This window comes from Bradyrhizobium sp. 23 (genome assembly GCF_023073295.1).
Lineage (GTDB): Bacteria > Pseudomonadota > Alphaproteobacteria > Rhizobiales > Xanthobacteraceae > Bradyrhizobium > Bradyrhizobium canariense_D.
Map to the genome: position 1 here is coordinate 1 of NZ_JADPJF010000151.1, position 26,630 is coordinate 26,630.

Annotated in this window: 28 protein-coding genes and 2 pseudogenes; 14 read left to right on the forward strand and 16 right to left on the reverse strand. The window is 63.8% G+C overall.

Features of this window, described 5'->3' with window-relative positions:
• Positions 1-196, forward strand: a pseudogene (locus tag IVB32_RS37085) (IS5/IS1182 family transposase); the annotation flags it as partial.
• Positions 197-670: 474 nt separating this feature from the next.
• On the opposite strand, the gene IVB32_RS37090 reads toward IVB32_RS37085, so the two are convergent.
• Both IVB32_RS37090 and IVB32_RS37095 read right to left on the reverse strand, forming a co-directional pair.
• The gene (locus tag IVB32_RS37090; RefSeq protein ID WP_155809816.1) at positions 671-973 is read right to left on the reverse strand and encodes a hypothetical protein; all 303 of its coding nucleotides are present in this window, start codon (positions 971-973) and stop codon (positions 671-673) included.
• 12 nt (positions 974-985) lie between these two features.
• The gene (locus IVB32_RS37095) at positions 986-1,204 is read right to left on the reverse strand and encodes a PF20097 family protein (RefSeq protein ID WP_027568267.1); all 219 of its coding nucleotides are present in this window, start codon (positions 1,202-1,204) and stop codon (positions 986-988) included.
• Between the two features lie 480 nt (positions 1,205-1,684).
• Here IVB32_RS37095 and IVB32_RS37100 point away from each other — a divergent pair, with 480 nt between their 5' ends.
• Positions 1,685-1,915, forward strand: coding sequence for a hypothetical protein (locus IVB32_RS37100; RefSeq protein ID WP_027568266.1), 231 nt, complete (start codon positions 1,685-1,687; stop codon positions 1,913-1,915).
• Between the two features lie 534 nt (positions 1,916-2,449).
• On the opposite strand, the gene IVB32_RS37105 is transcribed toward IVB32_RS37100, so the two are convergent.
• Complete coding sequence (locus IVB32_RS37105; RefSeq protein WP_247370626.1) at positions 2,450-2,698, reverse strand: hypothetical protein; 249 nt, start codon at positions 2,696-2,698, stop codon at positions 2,450-2,452.
• Position 2,699: 1 nt separating this feature from the next.
• Positions 2,700-2,924 (reverse strand): hypothetical protein, encoded by a 225-nt coding sequence (locus tag IVB32_RS37110; RefSeq protein ID WP_247370335.1) that lies wholly within the window; start codon positions 2,922-2,924, stop codon positions 2,700-2,702.
• Positions 2,925-3,093: 169 nt separating this feature from the next.
• On the opposite strand from IVB32_RS37110, the gene IVB32_RS37115 reads away from it, so the two are divergent.
• From IVB32_RS37115 to IVB32_RS37140, 6 genes are all read left to right on the forward strand, one after another.
• Positions 3,094-4,023 carry a Ku protein gene (locus IVB32_RS37115; RefSeq protein ID WP_247413018.1) on the forward strand — a complete coding sequence of 310 codons (930 nt, stop codon included), beginning with the start codon at positions 3,094-3,096 and terminating at the stop codon, positions 4,021-4,023.
• A gap of 6 nt (positions 4,024-4,029) precedes the next feature.
• Positions 4,030-4,365, forward strand: coding sequence for a hypothetical protein (locus tag IVB32_RS37120; RefSeq protein ID WP_247370341.1), 336 nt, complete (start codon positions 4,030-4,032; stop codon positions 4,363-4,365).
• A gap of 1 nt (position 4,366) precedes the next feature.
• Complete coding sequence (locus IVB32_RS37125; protein ID WP_247370345.1) at positions 4,367-5,029, forward strand: HAD family hydrolase; 663 nt, start codon at positions 4,367-4,369, stop codon at positions 5,027-5,029.
• Positions 5,030-5,138: 109 nt separating this feature from the next.
• A complete protein-coding gene (locus IVB32_RS37130) occupies positions 5,139-5,837 on the forward strand; it encodes a GrlR family regulatory protein (RefSeq protein WP_247295446.1) in 699 nt (232 codons plus the stop codon).
• Between the two features lie 324 nt (positions 5,838-6,161).
• On the forward strand, positions 6,162-6,512 hold the full coding sequence (locus IVB32_RS37135; RefSeq protein ID WP_247370351.1) for a hypothetical protein: 351 nt from the start codon (positions 6,162-6,164) through the stop codon (positions 6,510-6,512).
• A gap of 74 nt (positions 6,513-6,586) precedes the next feature.
• Positions 6,587-7,171 carry a hypothetical protein gene (locus tag IVB32_RS37140; RefSeq protein WP_247370354.1) on the forward strand — a complete coding sequence of 195 codons (585 nt, stop codon included), beginning with the start codon at positions 6,587-6,589 and terminating at the stop codon, positions 7,169-7,171.
• 40 nt (positions 7,172-7,211) lie between these two features.
• On the opposite strand, the gene IVB32_RS37145 is transcribed toward IVB32_RS37140, so the two are convergent.
• The 11 genes and pseudogenes from IVB32_RS37145 to IVB32_RS37195 form a co-directional block, all read right to left on the reverse strand.
• On the reverse strand, positions 7,212-7,478 hold the full coding sequence (locus IVB32_RS37145; RefSeq protein WP_247413022.1) for a hypothetical protein: 267 nt from the start codon (positions 7,476-7,478) through the stop codon (positions 7,212-7,214).
• A 784-nt stretch (positions 7,479-8,262) separates the two neighbouring features.
• The gene (locus tag IVB32_RS37150; RefSeq protein ID WP_247370359.1) at positions 8,263-9,468 is read right to left on the reverse strand and encodes an ABC transporter substrate-binding protein; all 1,206 of its coding nucleotides are present in this window, start codon (positions 9,466-9,468) and stop codon (positions 8,263-8,265) included.
• A 22-nt stretch (positions 9,469-9,490) separates the two neighbouring features.
• The gene (locus tag IVB32_RS37155) at positions 9,491-11,182 is read right to left on the reverse strand and encodes an AMP-binding protein (RefSeq protein WP_051462851.1); all 1,692 of its coding nucleotides are present in this window, start codon (positions 11,180-11,182) and stop codon (positions 9,491-9,493) included.
• The gene (locus IVB32_RS37160) at positions 11,169-11,918 is read right to left on the reverse strand and encodes an ABC transporter ATP-binding protein (protein WP_247370362.1); all 750 of its coding nucleotides are present in this window, start codon (positions 11,916-11,918) and stop codon (positions 11,169-11,171) included. The genes IVB32_RS37155 and IVB32_RS37160 overlap by 14 nt, the downstream gene beginning before the upstream one ends.
• A gap of 2 nt (positions 11,919-11,920) precedes the next feature.
• Positions 11,921-12,679, reverse strand: a complete 759-nt coding sequence (locus IVB32_RS37165) for an ABC transporter ATP-binding protein (RefSeq protein WP_247370364.1) — start codon at positions 12,677-12,679, stop codon at positions 11,921-11,923.
• Positions 12,676-13,818, reverse strand: coding sequence for a branched-chain amino acid ABC transporter permease (locus tag IVB32_RS37170; protein WP_027568254.1), 1,143 nt, complete (start codon positions 13,816-13,818; stop codon positions 12,676-12,678). Before IVB32_RS37170 ends, IVB32_RS37165 begins: the two co-directional genes overlap by 4 nt.
• Positions 13,819-13,821: 3 nt before the next feature.
• The gene (locus IVB32_RS37175) at positions 13,822-14,694 is read right to left on the reverse strand and encodes a branched-chain amino acid ABC transporter permease (RefSeq protein ID WP_027568253.1); all 873 of its coding nucleotides are present in this window, start codon (positions 14,692-14,694) and stop codon (positions 13,822-13,824) included.
• A 307-nt stretch (positions 14,695-15,001) separates the two neighbouring features.
• Positions 15,002-15,472: pseudogene (locus IVB32_RS37180) on the reverse strand (enoyl-CoA hydratase-related protein); the annotation flags it as partial.
• A 154-nt stretch (positions 15,473-15,626) separates the two neighbouring features.
• A complete protein-coding gene (locus IVB32_RS37185; RefSeq protein ID WP_247370368.1) occupies positions 15,627-15,851 on the reverse strand; it encodes a hypothetical protein in 225 nt (74 codons plus the stop codon).
• 190 nt (positions 15,852-16,041) lie between these two features.
• Entirely contained in the window at positions 16,042-18,198 is a 2,157-nt protein-coding gene (locus IVB32_RS37190) for an exonuclease domain-containing protein (protein WP_247398951.1), read from the reverse strand.
• A gap of 100 nt (positions 18,199-18,298) precedes the next feature.
• Entirely contained in the window at positions 18,299-19,024 is a 726-nt protein-coding gene (locus IVB32_RS37195) for an SOS response-associated peptidase family protein (protein ID WP_247370382.1), read from the reverse strand.
• Positions 19,025-19,519: 495 nt separating this feature from the next.
• Here IVB32_RS37195 and IVB32_RS37200 point away from each other — a divergent pair, with 495 nt between their 5' ends.
• The 5 genes from IVB32_RS37200 to IVB32_RS37220 all read left to right on the forward strand — a co-directional run bounded on the left by IVB32_RS37200 (position 19,520) and on the right by IVB32_RS37220 (position 24,265).
• Entirely contained in the window at positions 19,520-19,837 is a 318-nt protein-coding gene (locus IVB32_RS37200) for a hypothetical protein (protein ID WP_247370385.1), read from the forward strand.
• Between the two features lie 13 nt (positions 19,838-19,850).
• A complete protein-coding gene (locus IVB32_RS37205; RefSeq protein WP_247370387.1) occupies positions 19,851-20,423 on the forward strand; it encodes a hypothetical protein in 573 nt (190 codons plus the stop codon).
• 165 nt (positions 20,424-20,588) lie between these two features.
• Entirely contained in the window at positions 20,589-22,775 is a 2,187-nt protein-coding gene (locus tag IVB32_RS37210) for an AAA family ATPase (RefSeq protein WP_247370391.1), read from the forward strand.
• Complete coding sequence (locus tag IVB32_RS37215) at positions 22,772-23,389, forward strand: hypothetical protein (protein ID WP_247370394.1); 618 nt, start codon at positions 22,772-22,774, stop codon at positions 23,387-23,389. The genes IVB32_RS37210 and IVB32_RS37215 overlap by 4 nt, the downstream gene beginning before the upstream one ends.
• Positions 23,390-23,848: 459 nt before the next feature.
• The gene (locus IVB32_RS37220; RefSeq protein WP_247370396.1) at positions 23,849-24,265 is read left to right on the forward strand and encodes a hypothetical protein; all 417 of its coding nucleotides are present in this window, start codon (positions 23,849-23,851) and stop codon (positions 24,263-24,265) included.
• Here IVB32_RS37220 and IVB32_RS37225 read toward each other — a convergent pair.
• Positions 24,244-25,584 (reverse strand): hypothetical protein, encoded by a 1,341-nt coding sequence (locus tag IVB32_RS37225; protein WP_247370401.1) that lies wholly within the window; start codon positions 25,582-25,584, stop codon positions 24,244-24,246. The two genes, IVB32_RS37220 and IVB32_RS37225, sit on opposite strands and share 22 nt — an antisense overlap.
• A gap of 104 nt (positions 25,585-25,688) precedes the next feature.
• On the opposite strand from IVB32_RS37225, the gene IVB32_RS37230 reads away from it, so the two are divergent.
• The coding region (locus IVB32_RS37230; protein ID WP_247413023.1) for a hypothetical protein at positions 25,689-26,630 on the forward strand (942 nt) is incomplete at its 3' end.

A 26,630-nucleotide genomic window follows, 5' to 3' on the forward strand; every position in this document is an offset into this window, starting at 1 on the left:
ACATCTGAAGGCCGAAGGTCACCTTGGCCGCTGCTATCTCAAAGGCCGCGCCGGCGACGCCGCCAACGTCGTGCTCTCAGCAGTGGGCCACAACTTCCGCCGTATCCTCGCCTGGCTCAGAGAACTCTTATGCCTCTTCCTGATCCAGCTATCGCATACGCTTGCCTGTCCGCTCCCGCTCAATTCGGCTTCTTAACGGACGACTACATTGCAGATGCGAGGTCGCGCCATGGACCTTGCCGCCATCCGGGCTCGGATGGACAACCCCGATTGGCGATCGCGGAGCCAGCTCAGCGCTTGCTGAGAGCCTTGTGGCCTCGGTCGAGCGGGCTGTTGTCGGGCCTCTTTTGAAATGTCGACTGGCCTTTTTCGGCCAGTACCCGGTCCCGCAAGGTTTGCGCGCCTGGGCATTCCGAGCCGACCAGGCCTGCGGCATCGCCTTTAAGGAGCCGCTGGCTTGCCATGCCATGCGGTGAGCGGCTTGCCCGAGCGAGGTTCCGTAGCTGAGAAGGCCGCCGACGCCGGCTTGCTCCAGCGCAAGCACACACATGGCGATTCAACGCGGTCGCGCTGATTCGTTCCGTCCGAGCCGCCTACCGCGGGCGCGAAGTCCAATTCCAGCTAGGAGGGCACGCCGAAGCGCTTCATAAGGCAACTGACGTGACGATGATTAGGGCCGCTGCGCCCTTTCAATCGCTGCCTTTGCTTCTGCCAACGTGCAGCCGTTCGCGGCGCGGTAAAGTGAAACTGCGCGGACCTTCTCGCCGGCTTTGAGCGCGTCCTCTATTTCCGTCGAACCACCCAGCGGTTCATAGCTCACACCGCCCTGCTTCAGAAGTAAATCGAGCTTTGCTTCAACTCTTTCCAGGGTGACAAGTCGCCGCTGCAGGCCTGTCATTTTCAAGCGGAAATAGAACGCGAGCCCCGTGACCATTGCGAGCACAAGGGCGGTAGATCCAGCAATCGTTTCCATGAAGCGCTCTCTTTACTCGGGCGATCCTGCCTCCGCATACGATTCCAGATAGCCGCAGGCCGAGCAGCGATACGTGGCCACCGTAAGCGCCTTCCTGCCGAACATGAACGACTCGCGGTACGTGGCGGGCGGCACTCCCGCAAACCAGAGCAACTGCCCACGCCCCAGGCTGGGAATGAAACCCTGCTCCATGGTCCCCTCGCATTTCGGGCAAGCTTTGTGCTCTGTCATTTCGGGATCGTAGACGGACTACCGAACGTTACAAGCTCCTGAGCAGCGCCCTCCTCTCGTCTGAGCGCCGCGACCGTTCAGTGAGCCAGGCAACATCGGTCCGTGCTCTTCGCGGCAGCTTTTCCTAGGTCTGGCAGCACGCAGGAACGTCTCCGATTTGGCGCGGTTGCCCAGCGGGGCGGCAGAGAACGGCAACGATGCTTGAAACCGATACCTTGCGGTTAAGTGCCCGAACTGCGGCGCCTGGCCGATGGCCGCGAACCGCCGAAAAACCTTTCACCCGGTGTCGAGCTCGAGTTCAGATGCTCGCGGTGCGCTCAGCATGAGCTCGGGCGTTTGCGGCGTCCGAGCTTATCAGGCGCAGCCGAGCGGGTGACGTGAGACCAGCAGCAAAATGGATCTACACGAACAATGGCCGCGGAACGGCCATTCACTTTGCGACTTGACCATCACGAGCGTCGAATTTTCGGAGGAGAGATCATGAAGACCATCTTTGCGGCTGTCTGCCTGCTGTCACTGGCGTTGGCCTCGCCGGTGCAAGCGAAGGGGTGCATCAAGGGCGCGATCGTCGGTGGTGTTGCCGGCCACATGGCGGGTCATGGCAAGCTCGGCGCGGTGGCGGGCTGCGTGGTGGGCCATCATGAGGCTAACAAGCAGAACGGCAACAACCCGAACAACTCGAACGCGCAAGCTCCGTCCGGGCAGAAGTAATCTATCCAGGTTGGCGCCGGGGCTCCTTGGGCCCCCGGCGAGCGCGAGCCTACCGCGGCACTATCCAGACGAGCAGCTCGGGCCGCATCCCCGCCTGGTCGGGAGAAGGTGGATGGCGGCGTGCGTGGCGCAGGCAGCGGTCGGTCGGTCGCTCCGGATCCAGAGGGACCCTTGTCATCGTACCGTTCGCGAGCTCCAGCAGGCGCCGCACGGTGAACGACTCGGCCTTCTCGGCGAGGGTCAAGACCCGGATAGAATTGTTGCTCCATGACGCACCCAGCAATATCACCGTACGTCCGGCCGGCGAGTCAAGGCGCCGGAAGATGCCCCGAGCGGGGCGCCGGTCACGCGGTCGAGGCTACCCGGAGCACGTCCCGCTCTTGGCAAAGATCGCCCACCTTCGCCCGCATCCTCGAGAGCACAGCTCGGCTCAGGCGGTTGCGACGCCGACCCGCTGCGGCATTTGAATTTCGCGCTCCTGGGCGCGGGTCTGCCCGCGCTCCGGGCGATCTCGTTCCGGACCCCAGTGAAGTCTCATAGGGCGCTGAGATCGGCCGGCACGTCGCCGAACTTGCGAATGACGGTGGCGTCTCCGAACTCGCCGGTCGCAGGATCGCCGCTACGGCTGAACGCGACCGCGCCTAGGATGCCGGGCTTGCGAAACCGCGCCTCGGCACGCATCACGGCGGCATTGGCCGAGAAGCACTCCGTCGCCTCGCCGACGGCGATGCCATCGTCGGCGGCGACGAAGGGCAAGGCGACGTAGTAGGTGACCTCGGCCATCTCAGTCGTACCCATCCTTCCGATCGCGCGGGACGTCGAGCCGGCGGCGCGAGTAGCCGGCGGAAACCGAGGCCCGTAGCTCAGCGACCTGTGCCTCCAGGAAGCCGTTAGCGACAAGCAGAGCTTTCACCGCTTCCCACGCATCTCCGCCGCAGGCGGCAATGGCCTGGTCGGCGGCGACCTCCACCTCGAAGGCGGCCGGTTCGCATGGCTCAGGTCGGGTCATCGAAGCAGGTTCTCATTTTGTTCGCAGGAGTCAAGGCTGCGCGGCGTGCGTCATGGCGCCCCGGCCGGCGGCAAGGCACGGATTTCCGTGGATAGCGGCGGCGGTGTCGGAACCGTGTCGCGCCGTTCGTCTTGAGTCAAAGTCCCCGTACCTGGAGCGTTGCGTAGCCATGGCCCCCCGCGCGAACTGGAAAGGCTTCCTGCGCCTGTCCCTCGTCACCTGCCCGGTGGCGCTCTACCCGGCCACTTCCGAGAGCGAGAAGATCTCGTTCAACCAGCTGAACCGCCAGACTGGCCACCGCATCAAGTACCTCAAGGTCGACGCCGACACCGGCGAGGAGGTCTCGAACGAGGATATCGTCAAGGGCTACCAGCTCGAGAAGGATCAGTTCATCGAGGTTTCCAAGGAAGAGCTCGAAGAGATCGCGCTGGAGTCCACGCGGACCATCGAGATCGACGAGTTCGTCGACAAGTCGGACATCGATCCGCGCTACCTAATCCGCCCCTACTACATCCGTCCGGACGGAAAAGTCGGCCACGACGCCTTCGCGGTGATCCGGGAGACCATCCGCGAGATGGACAAGGTCGCGATCGGGCGTGTGGTGCTGACCAACCGCGAGCACATCATCGCGCTCGAGCCGATGGACAAGGGCCTGGTCGGCACGCTGCTGCGCTATCCTTACGAAGTGCGCAGCGAACACGAATACTTCGACGAGATCCAGGACGTCAAAGTGACCAAGGACATGCTCGATCTCGCCAGGCACATCGTGAACCAAAAAGCGGGCAGCTTCGAGCCGGAGAAGTTCGAGGACCATTATGAAAGCGCGCTGATCGAGCTCATCAATCAGAAGCGGACCGGCAAGCCGATCGTGCCGAAGGATCGGCCGAAAGGCGAGAACGTCGTCGATCTGATGGACGCGCTACGCAAGAGCGTCGGCGCCGCAGCAGCCAAGACCGAGGCACCGAAAAAGCCTGCCAAGAAGACGAAGAAAGCTGCGGCGGCTCAGAAGGAGATGCTGATGCCGATCGCCGGTAAGAAGCTGGCGAAGGAAGCGGTGGCGAAGAAGCCTGCGTCAGGGGCGCGGCGCAAGTCGGCCTGATGTAACGTGAAATATCCAGTGACGCCCGACGGTCGCTACTTCGTCGTCCGTGGCAGGTTGTGGCGCATGGCCAGGCCCGGCCTCGGTGAAGCGGAGCGGACCAGTCTCGTCGGCCATCTGATGAAGGCCCGTCGCGCGGTCCGCGACGCCAAGCGGAGCGCAGACCTCAAGACGGAGGCCGCCGCGCACAAGGCCGTGGACGAGTTCAAACGGAGGCTCGGTGAGAGAGGCCCCGTTTGGTGGGAAGACGGCGCACCCGATCTCAACCGGCACATGGCCAACAACACGACCTACGCCGAATGGTACGCAAAGCTTGGACGCTCACGCTCGGGAGGATCCTGAATTGCCCAAAGCCGCAATCTTCGACATCGACGGAACGCTTTTGGATTCGGTCGATCTCCATGCGCTCGCCTGGCACGAAGCGATGGTGAAGTTCGGCCACGATGTCGGCTTCGAGCAGGCTCGGGGGCAGATAGGCAAGGGAGGCGACAAGTTGATCCCGCACTTCCTGTCCGAAGACGCGCAGCGGGACCATGGCAAGGAGATGGAGGAATGGCGCGGCAACCGGTTCAGGTCCGAGTATCTGCCGCTGGTGCGCCCGTTTTCGGGAGTCCCCGATCTGCTTCGGCGCGTGAGGAATGCCGGCGCCCGGATTGCCGTCGCCTCCTCCGCCAAGAAGGATGAACTTTCCAAGTATCTCGAGATCGCGGGCATCTGCGACCTGGTCGACGTGACGACCTCGTCGGACGACGTCGAGGAATCGAAGCCGGCTCCCGACATCTTCGAAGCGGTCCTGAAGAAGCTTGGGGTCGAGGGCCATGACGCGGTGGCGATCGGTGACACGCCATCCGACGCCAAAGCTGCGAGCAAAGCGAAGATCGCGATCGTCGGCGTGCTGTGCGGCGGCTTCACCGAGAGTTCGCTGAGGCAGGCTGGATGCGTCCAGGTCTATCCCGGCCCGGCCGCCCTGCTTGCCTGCTTCGGGGATTCGCTCCTCGCAAGATGAGCCCCATGGGGGCGGTCATGATCAACGCGAGCCTCGAGGCGGCACCGAGCCGCCTTTTCGCGTACCATCTGGCCGGCTACAATACGCTACGCATAGCGGGGACAGGGTGTTGTTCGACGGATTGTACAAATGCGAGTATCGCGCCGGTGCCGTGCTGAACCGTAGCGTCATGCATGTGCGCGGTGGCCGCATGCTGGGGGGAAACTCGGCTTTCGCCCACGTCGGAAGCTACCAAGAGATCGACGGCGTGATCGTCGGTCGGGTAGCCGGACAGCGCCATGCTCTCAATCCCGAGGTGCGGCAGCTCTACGGTGCGGACGATGACGAGCTGATCCTGCGCGGCCGTGCGGTTGGCGATTCCTATCACTTCGATGCCTCTCCGGTCCGGCTCCCTGATCAAGTGATGCATGCCGTGATGACCAGCTTGGATGAGGAGTCTTTGCCGCCGCCCGGAAAGGTCGGCGACGGTGGCATCCCGAATGGCCTTTACGGGCTGCGCATCCGCGCGCTCGATGGGATTGACGGCGGACTGACCGGTGTGATGCTGCTGGAGGACGGCCGCATGCTGGGCGGAGACGCCTTCTTCTATTATCTCGGTTCTTACTCCTCTGCGGATAACCGCTGGCGCGGTGAAATCGTCAACCAGGAACACACGGCGGCTCGCGACGCGATCTTCGGCGGTTACGAGGTGGGCATCGGCTTTTCGGGCAGCTGCGAGGCCAACGGCGCGATTTGGGAGGCGACGGCGCTGGCCGGAAAACGAAGTTTCCAGCTGGCGGCCGAGATGAAGCTCCTGCACAGGATCTGATAAAGACTTCAGTTCGTGCTCGGGTGACGCCACTGCAATCTGAGATAAAGTCAGCGACCCAGTAGAGCTTGAGCACGGATGAGGGCGCTTTGGCCGAGCACAGGGTGGGTCCGAGCAGCTTCGCATAGGAACGGCCACGGCACCGTGCGGTTGGTGCTGGTTAATTGAAAATGCGCCGATGCATTTGGTCCGACCAGCAGATAGCCGCAGAAGGATCTCCGCAGGATCGATCCTGACCTCGGTTCTGGCCTGTTGGGCGGGATTGCTGATCCTCCACGCGCCCAGTTGTGACGAGTTTGAGCACATCCCGCCTGGCGGCGTTCCATGATCATACCGACGGTCGAGATCATCGCAGGAATTGTCCTGGTCGTCCTCGCCCTTCGCGATGTATTCGACACGGTGGTGGTGCCCGGAGAGAGCCGAGGCGCGCTCCGCGTGGCGCGGCGGCTGCTCGCCATCATGCTTCCGGTTTGGAAGTGGGCCCGCCGCGGCAAGAGCGGGGTCTCCACCAGCTTTGCGCCGGCGATCCTCATGGGCTCCTTCCTCATCTGGATGGTCCTTTTGTGGCTGGGCTTCGGCCTGATCGCGCATGCTCTGGCGATTGGTTCGCGCCGCCAGCCGATTTCCAGGAGGCACTGTTCATCGTCGGAAGCGCATTGTGCACGGTGGGACTGAGCGGCATTGAGGCCCATGGCCCAGCCCGCTGGGCCCTCATCCTGGCCGGCCTTTCGGGCCTCTCGGTCCTGACAATGGCTGTTACTTACCTCCTCCAGGTACAAGAGGGTATTTCCCGCCGCGATGCCGGAATTCTCAAACTTACGACGGCTGCGGGTCAGCCGCCCTCGGCTCTCAGACTGCTGGAGCGTTACGCCGACCTCGACTCTCCGGAGGAGATCAGGCGCGTGCTTTACAAAGGACGGGACCGGTGCGCCACCGTCCTGCAGAGCCATGCTTCCCATCCATCCCTGATCTACTTTCGATCGGTTGGCGTCGGCTCGGGTTGGCCTGCAACGCTCGGGGCCATGCTGGACCTCGCGCTGATGTTCGAACTGCTGATCGAGGACCGCGAGAGCCGAGCGCCGGCGATCCTGCTCCGAAGCGAAGGATTGCGCCTCATCGACGATCTGAATGGACTGATCGGCCTTGAGGCAAAATCTGACGACACCACTGATGCGGCAGTTCCGCGCGTGTGCGCCCGCTTGACGGCGGCTGGCTACAAGGTGCGTTCGCAGGTCGACGCAGCAGAGTTCGCGCAGCAGCGGCGAAAGCACGCTGGCCGGGTGCTTGCCGCTGCTGAGCATCTTGGCACCACGGCGGCACCCCTGATCCCTTGATCGTCGACAGCGGCATCGGACCGTGGGTTGTTGGTCCGGTTCAGTCGGGCGGGCATTCAGGGCAGGTATCGCCGATCGAGTCCAGCACTCCGCGGAGCTCAGCGACAGCCTGATCCGGAGACAAGCCGTCTGGAGGCTCCTGCCTGGCGATGTCCAACGCGCGGTCGCGGGCGTGAGGGTCGTCGGCCCGGTCCATTGCCCAGCCATGCTCCTCACATTCGTGGATGGCGCCCGCCTCCTGCAACACGCTGAGCGCCCATCCGCGCCGCGTTCTGATCGCCGGCCGTCTTTCCTTCGTCATCAGCATCGAGCTTGCTCCTGCCGGGACGAATCCTTCGGACCGCCGGCTCGTTCCTGGCGGTTAGCACGGGTCAGGGATTCCGAAATGCAGAGGCTCCGGCTTGTCCACCTGTTCCGCGCGGCTGTGGACGAAGGCTGAAATGAAGCTCGGCTTGATCGGCGGGCACAATAGTCGCGAGACGGCCTCGACCAGCTCAGGTCTTCCGCTTCATGGTGTTGTTCCAGCGATTTTGGCTTGGCGCGCAGCACCCCACGGCCTCCTCGGCCACTAGGTTGCCGGCCGGCCCCAGCACGGCAGGTGGCTGCTAGATCGTGCTTGCGGCCGGCATTTCGCCGGAGCCGCTGGCGCTGATGTGGGCCCGTGCAGCCGAGGCCTGAGCGATCAGGCCCGCTGAATGACGATCCGCCAGTCCTGCACCGGTCGGCCCGAGATAGGCCCGCGGCCCTCGATCGTGCGTACGATCCGGAGGCCCCGGCCGCGACGCTGGGGCCTACCTTCAACCTCGTCGGCTCTCGGCGGCATGATCACTCGATCCCAGGCGGCAATACGCAGCGTTTCAGTTCGGCCGCTTTCTGCGAAGATGACAGGGTATGAAGTGGCCCGGCGACTAGGAGTGACAGGCCTGGCAGCGCACCTACTCGGCGGGACGGTCTGGGCTTTGGCGGTTTCGGCCTCCATCGGCTTCCCCTCGCCGGAAGTATGATGGGCTCGCAAGTGCTCTACCCATCCTACGAGCACTAAGCTCGACGGCGATGCCTGCAGCTTAGGCATCGCCGTTATTCTCAACCGTCTACTTCTCGCTCTTGTACGACTGGTTCTTTGCGATCGTCACCCAGCGGCCGTTCTTGATCTGGCCAATGGTCGCGGCGGACACGCCGAGATGATTGTCCTTGGAGAAGGACACCGGCGCGCCACCGAAGATGTCTTCGAAGACCTTGCCGGATTCCATCGCAGCGATGAGAGAATCCGTCGTCAGGTTCTTGCCGGCGAGGCCGGCATAGAACGCGAACGCCATGGCGCCGTCATAGCCCGAGGTTGATTGCAGATTGGGATCGATGCCGAACATCTTGCGATAAGCTTCGATGAATTCCTTCACCTTGGCCGTTGCAGTATCTGGATAGAAAATCTCGGTCTGACCGACTCCGAAAATGCCTTCGGTGGCGTCCTTGCCGAGATCGTGCAGGTCAGGCACGTAGCTCGGTGACGACACCACGTAAAGCGGCGTCCAGCCGAGCTTCTTGGCGGCGGTGACGATGCCGACGGACTCGCGGACCACGGAGCCGAGCGCAACGAGATCGCAGCCGTCCGCCTTCATGCGCGCAACCTGCGAGTTGAAGTCGGTTGCACCGCGCTTGAACGACACGCGGGTGGCCTCGGGCACCTTCAAGTCCTTCAGCTGATCGGAATAGGCATCGGTAAAATTCTTTCCCATCTCGTCGTCCTGATAGACGATGCAGGGCTTCTTGATGCCGTTCTTCTCCATCACGTATTTGATGCCTAGGCGCATCGTGTCGTAGTAGGGGCTAAACATGTTGAACTTCAGCCTGTCCTCGGGCTTGGCCGGATCCATCTTGAAGGTGAATTCGGCGGCCGTGATCGGGAATAGATGGGTCAGGCCGGCGCCCTGCACCAGCGGCATCGGCGCCAGCGTCGTGGCCGAGCCCATCGCGGACACGATCGAGAACGCCTTGTCGAGCTCGATCAGCTTCTGCGTCTGCAGCACGGCCTTCTTCGGATCGTAGCTGTCGTCCTCCAGAATGAGCTTGATCTTGCGGCCGTTGATGCCGCCGGCGGCATTGATCTGCTCGACTGCGAGCTTCATGCCCGAGGAAGCAGGAACGCCCCATGACTTGATCGGCCCGGAGAGGTCCATATGCGTGCCGATCACGATCTCCGTGTCGGTGACGCCCTGCGTCTTGAACTGTGCGAGCGCGGGCTGCGCCGGCAATCCCGTGAGCGCGACGATCGCCGCTGACAAAAGGAAACGTAACGTCATGGTATACCTCCAGGGCTTTCGGTTATGCGCTCTGTGAAATGGCGCTTGCTGTTACGGAATGTTCTCTAGGACGCAGCAATCGTCTACGCAGCACGAGCATGGCGCTCATCTCGGGGTCGCCAGGACCGAGCGAACGCTCGATCAAGGTGAAATCGTCGATTTTTACGGGCGCCCGCGCGTTGGTCTGCGCGATCACGCGGCCGATCAGTGTGCGGATGTCGTCGGAGCGGCAAAGGCTGAGGAAGTGCGTGAATGGAATGCTGTTGTCCTGCGCGAACTTGATGACGGAATCAGCGTCCATCAACACCGCAGCGATCACCCTTCCCTTGTCATCGCGATGCAGGAAGGCATCGGCGACGTAGGGCGATGTCACGAGATCGGCTTCGCTTCTGAGCGATGCGGGGCCGCTGTCGAGCTGATCCGCGGCACGTCCCGCGGGATGCAGCTGGCCGGCATGGACGACATCGCCGCTATGCCACCAGCCGTCGCGAACCGCGTTCTCAGTCTCGCCCGCGTAACCAACAAACAGCGTATCGGACGTTAGCCGGATTTCGCCTGATACCAGCGTCTCCAGCGTCACGCCATCGAGCGTTCTGGGCGTGCCGCGATGCGGAGCCAACGTCACGGCCCCGCCGGATTCGGCCTGGCCATAGGCATCGGTAAGCGGCCGCCGGATCGCCGCGAACCAGGCGCCAACATCGGTGCGCGCCGGCGCCCCGGTCGTGAGGCACAGTCGTGCCCGCGATAGACCGAGGCGAGTGCGGACCGGCGTCAGGACCAAGGCATCGAGAATGGGGCTCGGTCCGTCGCTTCCGGGCTTCACGGCCAGCGCGACCATGCGGCGCTGAAACTTCGTCGCCTCCGCCGCAGCGAGTTCGACACCGGACTTCAGCTTCGCCCACACGCGCGGCGGCGCCTGCACGACGGTCGGCTGCAATTCCCTGAGATCGGCGAGCACGGTCTCGCGGCTCTCGGGGAAATTGATGATACAGCCCGCGAGCAGCGAGGCGTAGACGCCGACCACGCGCTCCATCACATGATACAGCGGCGTCAACGAGAGGCGTTCGTCGCACGCGCTCAGCTGCAGTTCACTGGCGGCCCGCGCAGCCTGCCGGCCGAGCGCGGCCTGCGTGAGCAGGGCTCCGCGCGCCGGGGCCGTAACGCCCGATGTCATCACGATCGCGGTGATCGCGGCCGCGGCAGGCGCAGGAAGCGTCTCGGCGCCCGCGCCGCGAGCCTGCAGCTCCGCCAGCGTCATCACGTGGTCCACGCGCGCGCCGTCATCCCATTGCTCGTGCATGAGGACGATCAGCCGCAATCCCGGGCAGCGATCCCGGATGCCGAGCGCCCGGTGCAGATGCGCATCGCCGGCGACGAAGAGAATGGTGACCCCGAACAGATCGACGAGCCGCGCCAGCTCCTCACCATTTGCGTCCGCGTCGAGCCCCGCCGAAATGCCGCCGGCGGCCATGATGCCGAGATCGGCGAGCACCCAATCCGCGCAGGTCTCGCCGCAGATGGCCGCGACGTCGTTGTCCCGCAAACCGACCGCGCGCAGGCCGCGCGCGATCGCGGCGATACGCGTCGCGGTCTCCGTGCCGCTGAGCGGCTGCCAAAGCCCGTAACGCTTCGAGCGCATGACGGTCGCCGTGCCGTGCGCCGCGAGGGCCGTGGCAAGACGTGCCGAGAGTGCCTCGTTTTCAGCGCCCGCCATGACCACCTTCACTCTGCATACCCAGATAGAATTCGCGGACTTGGTCGGACTGGAGCAGATTGGCGCAAGTGTCGTGCATCACCACGCGGCCGACCTCGAGCACGTAGCCGTAATGCGCCGTCTCCAGTGCCATCTTGGCGTTCTGCTCGACTAGCAGAATCGAGACTCCCTCCTCCGCATTGAGCCGGCGGATGATCGTGAAGATCTCCTTCACCAGCAACGGCGAGAGCCCGAGCGACGGCTCGTCCAGCAGCAGCACTTTCGGGCGGCTCATCAGGGCCCGGCTGATTGCCAGCATCTGCTGCTGGCCGCCGGAGAGCTGGCCCGCGATCTGGCTTTGCCGTTCGCGCAGCACCGGGAAATAGTCGAACACCTTCTCCAGATCACTGGCGATGGTCTTGCTGTCCTTGCGGATGTAGGCGCCCATCCGCAGATTGTCGCGGACGGAGAGGAATGGAAACACCTCGCGTCCCTCCGGCACGTGACTGATGCCGAGCCGGACGACCTTGTCCGGCTCCATCGAACGGATCTTGCGCCCCTCGAACTCGACGGTTCCCTTTATGGGATCGAGCACGCCGGAGATGGTCTTGAGAATGCTGGTCTTGCCGGCGCCGTTGGCACCGAGCACGGTGACGATCTGCCCCTGCCTCAGATCGAGGCTGATGCCGCGGATCGCGGTAATCGGCCCGTAGGTGCTCTCGACGTTGGCGAGACGGAGGATTGGTTGCGCGTCCATCGTCATGTCCCGAGATAGGCTGCAATGACATCCGGGTGGCCCTGGACCTCCGCGGCCGTGCCGAGCGCCATCATCTTCCCGTAGTTCAGCGCGAGCACGCGGTTGGAGACGCGGCTGACCAGTGACATGTCATGCTCGACCATCAGCACGGTGACGCGGAGACGACGGTTGATCTCCAGGATCCACTCCGCCATGGCATTGGTTTCCTCAACGTTGAGGCCTGACGAGGGCTCGTCGAGCAGCAGCAGCGTCGGACCGACACACAGCGCGCGGGCAACCTCGATCACCTTGCGGACGCCATAGGGAAGCGCGCCGATCGTGATGTCGCGGTATCTTTGCAGCCGCAACACGTCCATGACCTCCTCGGCCGCGCGACGGTGCGCGACTTCCTCCGCGCGAACCTTCTTCGTGCGGAGAATGTCCTGCCAAGCCCGCGTGGTCGAGTGCCGGTGTCGGCCGACTAAAAGGTTTTGCAAGGTGGAGGCGCTCTCGAACAGCTCGATGTTCTGGAACGTACGGGCGATGCCGCGCCCGGCGATCTGCTGCGCCGAAAGACGCGTGACGTCCTCGTCGCGGAAGATGATCTGTCCCGCGCTCGGCGTGTAGAGCCGGCTGATGAGGTTGAACAGCGTGGTCTTGCCCGCTCCGTTCGGCCCGATGATAGTGAAGACCTCGCCCTCGTTAATCCCGAACGAGACGTTGTCCACGGCCGTGAGACCGCCGAACTTCACAGTCAGGTTCTTGACGTCGAAGAAGGTCATCGGCGCTCGGACTTCAGGAACATGCGGGGTGGGCGCGCGCTGCGTTGGCGCGCCAGCGGAAATTGCTTGAAATAGGCCTTCACGCGCTGCCAGCGGCCGTCGAGGCCCATCGGCTCGTAGATGATGAAGACGATGATGATGATGCCGAAGATCAGCGACTTCAGGCCGGGCGCGTTAACGACGCGAAGGACGCCGGTCTGAACGGCCTGGGTCACGGTCTCCGGCAGGAACAGACCGTGCATAATGGTCTCGCTCCACACCGGCACCTTGTCCTTGAGGATGATCAGCAACGGATCGGCCATGATCATGAAGATCGCGCCGAACACCGCGCCACGGAGGCTCACCAGCCCGCCGATGATGATGATCATGACGAAATCGATCGAGACAGCCAGGCTGAACATTTCCGGTGAGATGAACGACATCTTGTGCGCATAGAGAGCACCCGCGATTCCCGTGATGCCGGCCGATAGCGCGAAGGCCGTGGTCTTGTAGCGCGCGGTGTCAATGCCCATGCTGCGCGCGGCGGTCTCGGAATCTCGGATGGCCATGAAGGAGCGTCCGGTCGAGGACCGGATGATGTTGATGGCGGCGAGGATCACCAGCACGGTGACGAGCAGACAGAGGTAATAGAAGCCTTCGGTGCCGAGCTTCAGCCCGAACACGCTCGGCGGCGGCAGCATCAATCCCTCATTGCCGTGGGTGACGCTCTCCCATCGCGCGATGATCTCCTCGACAATGAAGGCAAAGGCGAGCGTGGCAATGGCGAGATAGATCCCGTGCAGGCGAAGCGCCGGCAGCCCGACAAGGTAGCCGGCGATCCCTGTGAAGACACCGGCGAGCGGGAGATAGAGCACCAGCGGAACGCCGTGCTTCTGCGCCACCGCGGTGAAATAGGCGCCGATGGCGAGAAAGGCGGCGTGACCGATCGAGACCTGCCCAGCCTGCCCGGACAGGATATTCAGCGCCACGCCGACGATGGCGTAGATCATGATGAACACGAGTTGGCTGAGATAATAAGACTCGATCACGTAGGGCGCAGCAATCAGCCCTGCGAGCAGAACAGCGTACCAGAACACTGCGGCCTTTGACGGGAACAGCGGATCGCTGTCGCCGTAACCGGTGCGGACATGGTGCGCCATGCCTTAAACCTTCTTGACGGCGTTGAGGCCGAACAGGCCCTGCGGCTTCCACAGTAGCACCGCGAGCAGCACGACATAGGCCGCGACGTCCTTGAATCCCTCAGGCAGATAGAAGCCGGACAAGGATTCGACGATGCCGATGGTGATGCCGCCGGCGACCGCCCCGGGAATCGAGCCGAAGCCGCCGAGCACGGCCGCAGGAAATGCCTTGATGCCAAGAAAGCCGAGATTTGCGTGGACCAGCGTGATCGGCGCCAGCAAGATCCCGGCGGCGCACGCGACCATCGCGGAGAGGCTCCAGATCAGCGAGAACATCCGCTTGACCGGGATGCCCATGTAATACGCCGCGAGCATGTTCTGCGACGTCGCCTGCATCGCGATGCCGACCCGGGTGTAGCGGAAGAAGGCGTAGAGCGCGGCGCAGAGCAGCACCGTCGCAACGATGATGGAAAGCGCGTCCCAGGCGATGACGAGCTTGCCGACCGTCAAGACGCCGTCGGTGAATGGGGTCTCGATCCGCAGATCGTCCGTGCCCCAGATGATGCCGACGAGCGCCCGGATCACGAGCCCAAGACCAATCGTCGCCATCACGATCGAGAATTGCGGATAACCGAGGATGGGACGAAGCACGAGCCGTTCCATGATCGCGCCGAGGATCGCCATCGCGATCACGCACAGCAGGAACGACAACCAGTAATTCAGCCCAAGCGTCGTGATGAAGGTGACCGACATGAAGGCACCGAGCATCATGATTTCGCCCTGCGCAAAATTCACCACTTCGGTCGCCTTGTAAATCAGGACGAACCCAAGGGCGATCAGCCCGTAGACGCACCCCAACGCGACGCCGCTAATCAATTGCTGCGTGAAATCGAGCATTTCCGTCCCAGTGGCGCGTTGGCCTGATTTTTTTCGATATGAGGACGGTCGATGTTGTTAGTCAAGCAGCTAATCAAATTCGACGCTGCGACCATCGCATGAGGCGTGACAGCACGCTCAATCGTCCCGTGCAGCGCCTTACCACAAGACAGCGGAAGTGCCGCCTCGGCCTTCTACGACCACACGTGGAGCTTGTAGGGATTGGTAGAGCGCAGCGAAATCCTTTGGCTTTCTTTTGGAAGAGCGATGACCGGTTTCGCTCCGCTCTACCCATCCTACGAACTGCCGCCTGGTGACAGCCCTCGCTCTACTCCTTCTTCGTTCGATAATCGCCGAAGGTCGTATCGCGCTGGTCGAGGAGATCTTTAACGCTGCTGCCGTCGCGGCGAAAACTGCCCATGTAGGCCCTGCTCGCCTCCGTGGTGAAGGCCAGCGCCTGAATCTCGGTGCCGGCGCGAATGGCAGCGCGGGCGCCCATGATTTCCATCGCGCGATGGACGCTGCGCTTATTGAGCTGCTGCAGCTCGACCGGCACCTTGGCGGCGCGCTCGGCGAAATCGAGCGTCTTCTCGTCGAGTTCGGCGAGCGGGAACGACCGCGTCGCGTACCCCCAATCGGCAGCTTCGCGGCCGGACATCGCATCGCCAGTCAGCATCAGTTCCATGGCGCGGCGCATGTCGACCAGCCAGGGATGATATTGCATGTCGGGCGGACTCATCAGACGCACTGGCGGATATCCGATCTGCGCATCGTCGGCGACGTAGACGACGTCGCAGGCGGTGGCGAGCTCGGTGCGGCTAACCGGGAGATCGAGGACTACGTACTCTTGCCTGCACCGTTGAGCTCAGGACGCTACGTCTGGCTCTCATCTGATTCCCTTCGTCGACGTCGGGGCGCGCTTTACGAGGAAAAGGGGGCATTGTTCGGTGCCATCACGGCAACGCTGGCAAAAACCAACCGTGCCGCCCCAACCAGCTCAGAACCGTCGAAACAGCGATCGAAATCAGGCCGGCCCAAAGCCAGGGGCTTCGGCGGGCGGCGCTCACGGTGCGGAGATACAAGATCGCTCCGATGAGCGTGCCGTAGTTCCTTCGGAAGTCACCATTCAGCTTCGCGATCTTGGACAGTTCCGAGGATGTATCGACGTCATTCGCCACCGGGCTGGCTCCTTCGTCTGCTAGGACCAGCGCCTTATGAACCACTGTTTTGCCCGACGGAGCAAGTGATATTTCTATTTACCAGAAATTGACCTGAACGCCGCGGCTAACGAACTGCTGTCAAGATCGACTAGATTCGCTGATATCGGCCACAGGGTGCGGATCCTGGCAGCTTTTCGTATCAGAGGCCTTACGCTGCTTCAGCGCTGTGTCTCTCTTCGCTCCGCTTCCGATTGATGAGATTCAGCAACTGCGCCGAGGCCCTCGCATCGCACAAGGCGCGATGGTGATTCTTAAGGTCTATGCCGTAGATCTCGCAAAGCTTTCCAAGTCCGTAGGATTTGTGTCCCGGATATCGCCGCCGCATTCCGGCGCACGTGCAGAGCTTCGGGAATCTGAAGCGTCGCCCAATCCGCTCGAATTCGTAGGCCATGAAACCGTAGTCGAAGCTGACATTATGGGCAACGAAAATACCGTCCGCCATAAACTCCATGAATCGGTCCGCTACCTCCGCGAACACAGGTGCGTCCCGAACCATTTCGTTCGTGATGCCGGTCAGCTGAACGATCTTCGCGGGAATGGAACGCTGAGGATTGATGAGAGAATGCCACTCGTCGACGACACAGTGATTGCGAATCTTCACCGCGCCGATCTCGGTGATGCGATCGCCATTCGACCAGGAGCCAGTCGTCTCGATGTCGACCACCACGTAGTCCTGCTCGGGGTCGAAACGATAATCCACCCGACCGATCTCGGCCATGATCCCGGCGGCCCCGAGCTGGCGGAGGCGGGTCAGCTGATTGCGGCGGATCACGTCCCCCTCGGCCTTGACCTCCATAAAGGACGCTTTGCCGTCCTGCACCAACATCAGGTCGGGGAAACCGTCCCGCATTCCCCGGAAGTCGTCGCACATGCTGCCGACAATGGTGGCGACGGCGCCCGGACTCGATCCTTCGAGCAGCGCCCGCAGAGCTTCCACCTGCACGTGATCCCAGCTGAAGATCCCGTTCGGGCGGCCCCATCTCGCTGCGACGGTGCGCAGGATCAACGGAAGGGCAGACCCGGACGCGATGGCCGCCAGCTTCTCGTCGATCATCGCGGCGAAGAGCCGGCGGAAGCTGCGGTCCTTCAGGCAGTGAGGTAGCCAATCGAACCCGCTGGGCATCCGGGTGCTCTCAAAGAGCTCGTCCCAGAAGAGCAGGCCGAACAGGGTGTGCCACAGCACATTCTCGGTGAAATAGACCTTCGTACCCTCGCGCCGCAGCACGCCGGCGACGCCCGCCTCGGGATTGCCGCGATGAGTGTCGTCTACGGTGATCGTGCGGCCGGACCGCAGAAGTTCGGTGTGGAGACCTGTGCGCCGTCCGCCGAACTTGCGGGCGTAGAAGTCGGTAGCGAAAAGGTGTTCTTCGTCGCTGGCAGGATCATCGATCATCCGCTGCAGCAGCGCTTCGGCCTCTGTCTTATCGCCGGCATTGTAGAGCAATCGGACCAGGCGCTCGTTGCAGTCCGGCGACGACCCCGCCCGGTAGAGCTGACGGGCAAGGTCGCTTTCGCCTGCTTTTTCGAAGAAGAGTCCCGTCTGATGCGCGGCTCGGCTGCGGAGATCGCCGGCAAACTGAGTCCCGCAGGCGGGCCCAGAGAGCAGCTCGACGGCGGCCCGTCTATGGACAGGCTCCGTTCCGACCTCGAGGCTGTCGAGGATCTGGCTGTAGTGGAACGAGGCGAGCGCCTCCTCGGCATCGGTGAAGCGCGCGCTGAACGAGGTCTCTCGGTTGGTGCGTAGGATCCCCAAATCGCGCAGCGCGAAGTTCTTCAGGTTCACCTCGGTCTTGCCGAAATACAGGTAGAGCAGGAACTCGATGGGCCGCGTCCCGTCGAGCGCGATGAAGTTGCGGGCCCCGCAGTGGTGCGCGGCGACCGAAAAGGGGATGCGCTCCAGATAGTAATCGATGAACTTTGGCTTGGACCAGGATTTGCGGACCTCTCCTCGCCCGGCCGCGTGCGCTCCGGTGACGAGGACGTCCTTCGGTAGGCATGAGACGAAGTCCGCATAGTCCGCCTCGCCGAGCTCGCGCGCGTGACCGGCCGCGGTCAGGTCGGATGCCGCCCGCTCGACGTCATCGATCTCGGGGTAGTTGAACAGGGATCGGTTGAATATGGCACCGCGCCTGTTGATCATGCGGACCAGGAGGCATCGCGCATCTCTCGAAAGGCCCCCGAACCGCGCCATGAAGGCGTGATGCTCCGGACCAAGCACGGGAGCGTACGTCCGCTGCACGAACCCCAGCATTTCGGCGAAGTGGTCGAGATAATAGTAGACCGGCAGTTGCGGCAGTTTGGCCAAGCGGACCTTCGTGACTAGGAATCGTTCGTTCTATTTTTGTTCGAGTGCCGTCCTCGGAGTCAAGCGCTTCGACAGGCTACGGGTGATCAGAGCCGCACACTTAGGCCATGGTGGGCGCCGCGTCTTCTTTCCCGCCGCGGGCGACGATCCGGAGCGCCCCGTCCGGAAGCGGCCGTTGCAGCTTCAAGGCTTCGTCGGCCGGTGCCGTCATCCAGGTTTCGACCTCGTCGGGTGTCGTCAGGATCACCGGCATCGCCTTCGGGTGGATGGCGCCGACTTCGGCGTTTGGCTCCGTCGTCAGGAATGCGTAGAGGTCGTTCGTGGTCTCGCCTTCCTTGACCTTCCGGACCGACGTCCAGTTGGTCCAGATGCCGGCGAAGCACGCGAGCGGGCGGGTCTCGTCGAGCGCGAACCAGATGTCGCCGCCCTCGATTTTGTTGAACTCGCCGAAGCTGTTAAACGGCACCACGCAGCGATTCTCGAGCCCCAGCCAGCGCGTCCAGTGTTTGCTCTTCACGTTGCGAATGTTGGTGGTGCCTCCGTCCGGCTCCATCCGGAGCAACTCCTTGAAATCGACGGTCTTGCCCTTCGCTTGCAGCTTAGCGGCGCGCTTCTTGGTCGCCTCCATGAGCGCGTGCGCCGACGAGGGCATGCCCCACCGCGCGGTCGCGAGCTCGCGGCCATCGGGGCCGGACCGGACGATCGGCGCCTTGTAGTCCGGAAACACGCCGGGCATCGGCGCGAGGTTGCCGACGTACCTGTTGACGACGCGGAACAGTGCGCTGATGGCGGCCTGGTTCGTGGTGATGGAATAGAGGTTGCACATCGTCACGTCTCCGAAGCGGCCTGGCGGGGTCGCAGCGCCAGCTGTAGCAGCGTCGCCGGCGGCCGGCGACCGGCGTTGGCGCACTTGCTGCAGCGGAGCCGGCCCGCCAGCGTCGTGGACGAAGGTGGTCGGCGGACGGCGCAGCGCGGCCAGGGTCTCGAGCTCAATTTCTCCGGCGCCTTGCTGGGCTTCGACCTGCGACGCCCGGCGCACAAGCTCCGGGTCTGGGCCGGTTCGGCGCCGTCGCCGGGCCGTGAACGGACGATCTAAACCGGACCTTCCCAGTCGTGCGCGGATCGCTCCGCGGGGCCGCCGGGGCCGCGCGCCCGCGCGTCGCATTCCGGGACGCCCCGCATGTCCGCGTTGCCACGGATCGGTCTCTGATCTTTTTTTCGAAAGATCTGATGTCGAATCGCGGCACTGCCGGAATCCGCATGCTAGAAGTTTCAATGTGATTTATCACGTTACTCTATTTACACCGCTAGTGAGGTCCGTTTGAACTACCGACGATACATCGCGAGCGGAGCCTGGCGGTCCAACGAAGAGAGACTGCACGAACTGAAGGCCGCCGACGGCCATTGCCGCCTGTGCTTCGAAGCGGCGTCCGAGGGTTCGCCTCTCCAAGCGCATCATGCGACCTACCTTCGCCTGGGCTGCGAGGCCCGCGGCGATCTGATCGCGCTTTGCGCGCGCTGCCACCGCGACATCGAGGACATCTTGCGGCGGCGCCGCTTCGCCCGGGTCGTTCCGTTGCGCGCCGACGTGATCAGCATGCGCGACGTCCGCACGCGACTGTCCGATCCCACCCGCTAGGAGACCCGAGTTCATGGAAGCTGAAACCGTCACGCTGAAGATCGTCGGCACCAAACGGCTCATCATGCGCTGCGGACGGATGTCGGATCCGCTCGATCCGGCGACCAAGGCGCTGGCGCGCCTGACGTCCAAGCGCATGAAGACGAGCGCCGACCACGAGGAGATCGCGCGCATCGAATGGAACGGCTGCTTGTGGCTCGACTCCGGACGTCCGTGCATCCCGGCCGAGGCGCTCACGGCGACGTTCGTCGGCGCGGCCAGGTCGCGCAAGCGCAAGGACGCCGCGCGCGTCGGCGTGGTCGTGGAGGGCAACGCCCCGCTCGACTACGACGGCCCGCGCGATCTCGACGAACTGTGGCTGTTGCCCGAATTCCGGCTGCGCGCCTCCGTCAAGATCGGATCGGCGCGGACCATGCGAACGAGGCCATGCTTCCACGACTGGTCCGTCGTCTTCACCGCGCACTTCCTCCCGTCGCTCTGGAATCGGGACGACGTGGTTGAGATGTACCGTCTCGCCGGCTTCGCCAAAGGCGTGGGGGACTGGCGGCCGACGAACGGCACCTTTTCGGTCGAGGAGGTCGCGTGAGAGCTCAGGGTGGGGCGTGGTCCGGCGAGCTATGGCACGGCCCGGCGTGGCGTGTGGGAGGCCTCGGCGTCGCCGATGCCTCCCGAGCCTCGCATCCTCGCCCCGCACGCGCGATCGGTGCCGGCAGGAACGAATCCTTCGACTTCCTAATCAAGGAGCCTCCCCATGTCTGACGCCCGCGCGACCGCGGCCACGCGACCCGCAGCGCAGAAGACGAAGACGACCCGCTTCCGCCCCGCGCCCATGGGGCCGCTGGAACGCGCCGTCTTCCGCCGTGAAAAGAAGAGTTGGGAGGCGGCCCGCGCGACGACGCGCTTGACGTCTGACGCTTCGTCCGGAGGGCCGCCGCCGAGGCCCACGACGTGGAATCGCGTGCCGACGGCGGACGCCGTCGCCACGAAGCTCATGCTCGCGAAAGCTTTCGACGAGACGGAGAGCCTCGCGCTGGCGATGCGCTGCGCTTCTCCGGTCGTGATCTGCGACGTGCCGGACCCGGCCGTGCTCGGGATGGTCGCGGACTGCTGGAGAGAGGTCGTGCTCGGCGACGCTACGGCCGCGAGCCACTCCGTGCTTTCCGACGTCCTGCCGGCCATGGCCGCACGGAACGCGACACAATGCCTCCACATGATCGTCGCGGATCCGCCGAAAGCCTCGGACCGGCACCGCGCGCAACGGCGCGCCTTGGCGGCGCTGTCGCTCGCGCTGCCCTTGATCGCGTTCTCGCCGCTCGCGGCGTCGCACCTTCCCGACGCCCTGCTCCGCGCCTGCGACGTCCGGCTCGCGGTCGGGCGTCCCGATGCGGACACCATCGGCAAGACCGTCCATCTCGTCACCGGCTCGATGCCGCGCGAGGTGCCCGACGAGCGGGCGCTCCGGCAGATCGGCACCGACGAGGTCTCGCTCGCCGTCAGGTTCGACCGCCCCGCCGACGACTGCGTGGACAGGCTCCGGCGGCTCGCGGCCGAGAAGGCGGAGCGCTCGAGCGTGCGCGAGCTCCGCCTCGACGATCTCCGCGGCATGGACGCTGCGGTCGCCTACGCGAAATCGTTCGTGAAGGACGTCGCGGCGTGGAAACGAAAGGAGATCCCCTGGAGCGCCGTGGACGCCGGCGTCGTGTTCGAGGGCCCGCCGGGCACGGCCAAGAGCACGCTGCTGCGCCTGATCGCCGCCGAAAGCGGGACGAACCTGGTGCTCGCGAACCTGGCGGAGTGGCAGGGCAGCGGCGAAGGTCACCTCGGCCATCTGCTCCGGCAGATGCACGCAGACGCAGCAAAAGCTAAGTCACTCAGTCCATGCGTTTTCGGAATCGAGGAAATCGAGGCGTTCGGCGACAGAGCTTCGATGAAGCACGCGTGGCGGGACTACTCACGCCAGGTCATAGACGGATTTCTGGCCGCTTGCGATTCCTTGTCCAGCGCGCACGACTTCCACGGCGACGGACGGGCCGTCGCGCTGATCGGCACCACCAACGACGCGCGCCGCTGCGATCCGGCGATCCTGCGGTCGGGCCGCTTCAACCAGGTGATCCGCATCGGCCTGCCGGACCCCGAGGCGCTGGAGGCGATCTTCCGGCTCAGGCTGCGCGGCGACCTAGCGGATGCGGATCTCGGCGACATCGCGCTGGCCGCGCTCGGCTGCACCGGCGCCGACGTCGGGCGCATGGTGGGCGAGGCCCGCCGCAGTGCGAGGCACGCCGGCCGCGGCATCGTTCTTGACGACCTCAAGCGCGCGCTCTCCGGCGGCTTCGAGACGCCGCCGGGCCTGCTGCCGCGCCACGCAGTGCACGAAGCGGCTCACATCCTCGTCGACGTCGTCCTGCACGGCCCGGCCGGCGCAGTCGCCATCATGACGCCCTCCGTCCGCGCCGCGGCCTCCGTCTTCAGGTTCCGCGAGGCGCCGCTTGCCGGCACCCACGCGGACAATTTCGCGCGGCTGCAGGTCATGCTCGCCGGGCGCGCGGGCGAGCGCCAGGTCTTCGGCGAGGCCGGCTGGGGCAGCGCCGGCGTGGACGGCTCCGATCTTCACGACGCGACTAGGCTTGCGGCGGCGATGGTCGGATCGTTCGGCAACGACGAGGCGAACCTCCTCTACCTCAGTGCGGCGCGCGAGGCGGAATCCCTGCTGGTCTTTCCGGAGGTGCGCGACGCAGCACGGCAGCTGCTCGCCGCCGCCGCCGAGGCCACCTCTCGCATCCTGTCGGCGCACCGGGAAGCGCTGGACGAGATCGCCGCCCGCCTCCTGGCCGACGGACGCGTCGATGGCGACGCGGTCGCCGAAGCGCTCGCCAGACGCGCCGGGCCCCGACGGCCGGCGACGATCCACACCCTCGAACCGAAAGGAGACAAACGATGACGAAGATCGAGAGGGGAAAGTCGTCCGTTCCGGCCCTCCCGCCGGCGCGCCTCCAGCGTCGCCCGTGCACCGAAGCCGCACGGCGCAACGACCTCCTCCGCCGCGGGGTGCTCGCGGCGCTGCGCCGATCGGGCCGCTATTCCGTCGTCACCAACATGCGCGTTCCCGTGCCCGAGGAGGCACGCGAGGCGGTCCGCCACGGCCGCCGGTCCGTCGCGACGCAGGCGCGGTGCGAGACGGTGGTGATCGACATGGTCGTCGTCGATGCCCCAAACGGCTGGGCCGGCGGCTACGCATTCTGCAGCCCCGGCGCCCAGTCGCTCCGGGCGCGTCACCGCATCGAGGAGGACCTGCGGGCAGCAGAACTCGTGCTCGGCCCTCACGTGAGCCGCACCATGGCGAGCGGAATCGACACGGTGACGGTCGGCATCATCGACGGGTGCGCCGATCCGGAAGAGTGCGACGACCTCACGATCGCCGTGAGCGAGATCGCCGACAGCTTCGACGTCCCGTTTCCGGAGAAGGAGACCGGGTCCTTCCGTCCCCGGACGGCGTACCCGGCGCCTGAGCCGCGGTGCGGACGCCAGCCGGGGCAGGACAAAGAGTCCTGGTAACTTGGGCGGTCGGCCCGATGGCCGGCCCCTTCTCGACCGCTGGAGCGAAACCCTTTTGACGACGACCACCTGTGCGAGACCCATCGTCAAGGATCCGAAATCGTCGATGATGCGAAGCTGCTAATTTATCTCCGCAGTGCGCCGCGACTTTGCAGCCTCGCTTTGGCGGGCGGCGCCCGCGAGACGACGACCGTCGATCTCGCCATGGATGCGGCAGAAGACGCTAGACGGGCGCATTCGCCTTCCGCGGCCGTGGAGAGTTGTCGCGTTTGCCCATAATGATCGATCGAGACCTGCGCGGGCCAAACTGCTGGGCTTCGACGTCGACAGCATACCGGCCTCCGGATCTGGATCGTGACCGTCAGCATCATCGACGGCTCGGCCCATCCTGAAGAGCCCGACGATTTCACCATCTCCGCGCGCTACAGCGGGTTTCATTAGAGCGGGTCCGAGATAGCCATGAAGCAGATAGTCAAAATTGACAAAGGTCGGTTCGCGCTGGGCTCCGACGAAATCGTATTCGTCAGAGGCAAGCGCAGGAAGCCCGAAGCCCCTGATCCATCATTTACAGCCGAGGAACCCCAACCCCTCCCCCGCCGTGCGCAGCTTGTCAAAGTCCCGACCAGGCCGACGCTCGTGCGCGTCCCGAACAGGCCCGCCCGCTTCCCTGTCATTTGGCCGGAGGAATTGACGGCAGAGACTTTGGCCGCTTTCCTCGACTTCCCGACGACGAGGGAGTTGTGTAAATCCATCTCGCGCGGCGAAGCTCCGGCACCCACGTCCTTCAGACGCGCGAAAGGCACTATCCAGTGCGTTTGGCATAAACACGTGGTCCTGAAGTTCGTGGCCGCACGTCACGCCGCGAGCGGCGAGTGAACGTCGATCGACTTCTTGACGAAAGGATTGAGCAGACGAATGAGCTCATCCAGCTCGGTGTCGTGGTTGGTGGCGAATTGCCGGACCGCGATAAGTCCTTGAATCACCTCCGTCCTATGCGCGATCCGCTTCAGCTGATTGTTGTGGATCATCCTGATCGTCTCCTGCACATAAATCTTGGCGGTGCGGGGATCGAGATGGCCGCTGAGCGCCATCAATTCGTTTTCCGTACATCCGGACTCGGCGGATTCGGAGATGCCACCTTTTCGGAAGGACCTCCATTGCATTTCTTCGGGCAGGTTGACCCTGGCTTTGATGCGGTCGAACACTGTGTAAAACTGCTTCGGCAGTTCCTGGGCATCCAAAGGGGCCCAGCCCTCGTCAAAGGTCCCGTCTCGCGGAATCAAGGGACCCGTGACCCGATCGCCCTTGAGCGCGTCGAGCCGATTCTCCATGACAGGATAGAGCGGTTGACCCCAACGATCATAGAGATCGATCCACCTCGAATTGCCTACTTTGGGCCGAACCAAGTAGACCTGCCTCGGCCTGTCCACCGGCTTCCAATGCTCGCACCTCCATGACGCCAGGGTCGCGGTCGGGCGGAGCTGAAACTCATAGGATGCAAGTCCGGCGGTCCCCACTCCGGGCCATCCCTCCTGTTGAGCACCATGGTCAAACAAGACAGCATGCAGCAGCGTAGATGCGAAGACGGGGGTCTTCTTCTCCTTGAGGTGGCGAGTCCCGGCGAAAGGATTCAGAATCGGGACCCCGTCGACGACGCCGCGCATGTTGTTGAAAACGAGGCGCCATAGCTCGCGTGCCTTGTTGGAGCCCTTCGGATCGGCGACGCCGAGCCCGACATCCGCGATGTCGTACAGGATCGCCTGCGCCGTCGGCAAGTCGATCGCACTGACCGGAAGGTCGAACACTCGCATGCCGCGGAACCTCTCGATTTTCAGGAGGTGCTTGCCGGAGTGGTTGAGAACCTGGTTGTAGCTCTTTCGCGAGACGGCACTGATCAAGCCCGTGAAGGTGACGTGATTGCGCTGTTCCTGGTACAGGTCCTCCAAACTTCCTTTACGTGGCTTCAGCACGATGACCGGCGAGTCCTTCGTCGCCCGATGCTCAAGAAGCCGGTCGTACAGCTCCTGCGCTTCGCTCAGCGCCACATCCATATCGGGGTCGAGCAACTTGGTCTGGGGCTCGAAGCCCTCCGAGTTCTTGCCGGAGACGTCCCATCTCAGACGCACCCGGCCGCCTTGCCGAAGCATCGCGTAGGGTTTGGTGTATTTAGGAGTCTGGATTTCGATCTTTGCCATGATTTCCAATATAGCATCACTGTATTGATAGAAGCACTATTGATATGCAATTATTCCTCCTTAGCTTTGATTGCTACGGGAATTGATAGTTGTCGGAAAATGCAATGAGCAGTCGTCGGAAAATCGCAAATTCGCTTGTGTTGTCAATCCCTTGGGTTTCGAACTGGAGAGACTCGAACCCCGCGGCATCCGTTCTCACCACGAACGAAATCAATAACTTACGCGCAATTTTCCGACACGCTCCCTTCAAATTCGCGCACGGTTTTCAATCTGTTCAGGGCCGACTTTCAGAGAATTCCGGTCCGGAATCGCTCGCCCATGTCTCAAACTGGCCGCGTGACTCGGGCCGCGACTCGGCGTGCAGATCTCCCGGTCCGCTGACGAACGAAGTGGACGACGCACATGACTCACGTGAGTCGATCGTGCCGTTCCCGGCATCGGACACTCCTCAGGTCCCGATCGATGCCGAAGCGCGCAAGGCAATGGAAAAGCTGGCCGGCGAAGGCGGGGGCTGGGATCCTCGGCGGGTAACGGTGCCGAAGACGCGCGCGATCCTCAGGCGTGGCCAGACCCCGGTCCGTCTGCTGATCAAAGCCTGGAAATACGAGTTGGCGTTCTCCAGCCCGGCGGCTCCGGCCGCTCTACCCCCCGTAGCCGAAATCCAGGCGTTCGACCGTGTCCAGATGCTCCTGCCGAATCCTTCGCCGGCCCAGGAAGCGATCGACGACTCGACGGCGCGGATCGAGTGCTTCCTGGCTTTCGCCGTCGCCTTCATCGAACTCGTCAACCGCCAAGCCGGGGGCGCCGAAATCTACGACACGGCAGTCATCGTTTATCCGGTCGGATTCGCGCGCTCCCACGCCCGTGTGGTCCTCAAGAGGTACGACCATCCCCGATTGGAGAGGACCTTCGACGGGCAATATCGCCTGAAGGATTCGGTGATTTCCACCGAGGCGCGACCGATGCCTGTCCGCTACCACTCGCGGCGACCTTCGGCGGCCCGCCTCACCTCCGTCGAGACGAAAGCGCACGCCAGCCAGAAGCGC